Origin of the sequence: Mycetohabitans sp. B2, from assembly GCF_021733735.1 — a bacterium.
GTDB lineage: Bacteria > Pseudomonadota > Gammaproteobacteria > Burkholderiales > Burkholderiaceae > Mycetohabitans > Mycetohabitans rhizoxinica.
On the sequence record NZ_JAHKSP010000176.1, the window covers coordinates 1 to 2,733 of the forward strand.

The 2,733-nt window shown below is 62.5% G+C and carries 1 protein-coding gene; it reads right to left on the reverse strand.

Annotated elements, in window-relative coordinates; all coding sequences use genetic code 11:
- On the reverse strand, positions 1-2,733 hold a 2,733-nt coding region (locus KPG66_RS17290), incomplete at both ends, for an amino acid adenylation domain-containing protein (protein ID WP_237071669.1).

Consider the following 2,733-nt stretch of genomic DNA (forward strand, 5'->3'; position numbering starts at 1 on the left):
CGGCAAGCACCGTCATAAATAGCGTCGTGCCATGCTCAGCGCTTAAGCGCTTGAGCGCTTGCGTGGTCGATGCATCGATCTGCACCGGCACCTGCGCACCAGCAAATGACTGTTGCGCCGGGCGCGGCCGATCGGTCGGTAGTTCCAGCAGCACGGGTGCGTCCGCAAGCGTCGCGCGCCAATAGTCGCTTTGCGCCTGCAGCCGCTCGCCCGTGAGCCACTGTCGTTGCCACGCCGCATAGTCCGGATACTGAACTGCCAACAGCGGCAGCGGATCGGCTTGTGCCCCGACGCTTGCGGCATAGAGTGTACTTAACTCGCGCACGAGCACCCCGATCGACCAACCGTCCGATACAATATGGTGCTGGGTGAGCACACACTGATAGTTGTCATCGGCGAGCTGAACGACGCATGCGCGCATCAGCGGCCCGCGCATCAGATCGAAGGGCGCGCGCGCTTCATCGGCGACCAACCGCGACAGGTGCGCGTCGGCATCGGGCATCCCACGCAGATCATGCCAGTGCAGCGGCACGCCCATGTCCGCCGGCAGCAATTGCACCTGCGGCTGACCCTCGACACTCACAAACGTCGAGCGCAATGCTTCATGACGCGCAAACAGCGCATCTAATGCCTGTTGCCAGGCCGTTCGATCCAGCGACCCGCGCACGCGCAGCACCAGCGGCATATGATACGACTCACTGGCCCCATCGAGCTGCGCGAGGAACCACAGCCGCTGCTGGGCGAACGACAGCGGCAAACTACCTTTGCGCGAGACCGGTGTGAGCTCGGGCAGCGCATCGGTGCCTTGCTGCAAGTGGGCTTCGAGCGCCGCGGCAAACGCCGCCAACGTTGGCGTCGCGAACAAGGTCGCCAGCGGCACGTCAGCGCCCAGCCTTCTCACCCGGTTCATCAACCGCACCGCGAGCAGCGAGTGGCCCCCGAGCGCAAAGAAGCTGTCGTGCCGACCCACACGTTCGACACCCAATAGCTCGGCCCAGATCGTCGCGAGCGTCGTCTCCAGCTCGCCTTGCGGCGCTTCATACGCTTGATGCGCCAGTGCGTCATCATCCGGTGCGGGCAGCGCACGCCGATCGAGTTTGCCGTTCGGTGTCAGCGGCCACGCGTTGAGCCGCACAAACGCACTGGGCACCATATACTCGGGCAGGCGGGCCGCCACCTGTGCGCGCAGTGTGCTCACGAGTTGCTCATCCGCTTCGGCCTGCACATACGCCACCAGCCGCTTATCCGGGCCCTCACCTGTTGCTATCACCACCGCATCACGCACCTGCGGATGCGCCGTTAAGCACGCTTCGATCTCGCCCGGTTCAATCCGAAAGCCGCGGATCTTCACTTGCTCATCGTTGCGCCCCACAAACTCCAGATTGCCATCCGGTAAATACCGCGCCAAATCCCCGGTCTTATACAACCGTGCATCCGCGTCCTCTGAGAACGGATCGTGCACAAAGCGCTCAGCGGTCAGCTCCGGGCGGTTCAGATAGCCCCGTGCCACCCCGGCGCCGCCAATATACAACTCGCCGACCGCACCCAGTGGCACCGGCTGGCCGTGCGCATCCAGCAGATAGATCGTCAGATCCGGAATCCGTGTGCCAACCGGACTGCCCGCTTGCTCGCTATCTTGCTGCCGAAGTGGCCGATACGTCACATGCACGGTCGCTTCGGTAATCCCATACATGTTGAACAATTGCGGATGACGCTCGTCGTGCGTGGCATACCACGCCTGTAAGAGCGTCGGCTCCAGCGCCTCCCCGCCCAAGATCACATAGCGTAATTGATCGGATAAAGCGCTGTGTGCTTGGCTGGCCATCAACGCCTTAAACGCACTAGGGGTCTGATTTAATACGGTGACACCCTGCTCACAGATCAACGGGTAAAAAGCGTCGGCAGAGCGAGCAATGGGATGAGGTACGATGACAAGCTTGCCACCATAACGCAGTGCGCCCCACAGCTCCCAGACAGAGAAATCAAACGCGAACGAGTGAAAGAGGCACCACGTATCATGCTCGTTAAAGCCATACCACGGTTGAGTCGCCTCGAACAGCCGCACCACTTGGGCATGTTCGACCATCACGCCCTTCGGGGTACCGGAGGAACCGGACGTATAAATCACATACGCCAGATGCCGGGCCGTCAGCTCGGCCACCGACGGATTCGTGTCCGGCAACGCCGGCAGGGTGGCCGGATCGAGCACCGTGCACTCGGCAATCACCGCGTCGCCCAACGCAGCACGTCCGGCCGCATCCGCGAGTACAATGTTCGGTGCCGCATCGGCGAGAATGTACGCCAAGCGCTCACTAGGATACGCGGGATCCAACGGCACATACGCACCCCCGGCCTTCAAAATCGCCAGCACCCCCACAACCAGCGCCGGTGAGCGCTCAACGCAGATCGCCACCCGGATGTCTGGCTTGACACCACCCAGCTCGATCAACTGGTGCGCGAGGCGATTAGCTTGTGCGTTCAGCTGCGCATAGCTCAGTGTCTGCGCTTCATACACCAGCGCCGGCGCTTCGGGCGTGCGCTCGACTTGCGCTTCGAACAACTGGTGCACGCACAAGTGCGACGGATAGTCCCGCTGCGTCGCGTTCCACGTGTCAAGCAGCAACTGGCGCTCATCCGAACCCAGCATCTGAAGCGTTGCGACCGGCTGCTGGGGGCAAGCCACCATGGCGCGCAACATCGTCTGCAGATACCCGACGTGCCGCTCGATCGTGG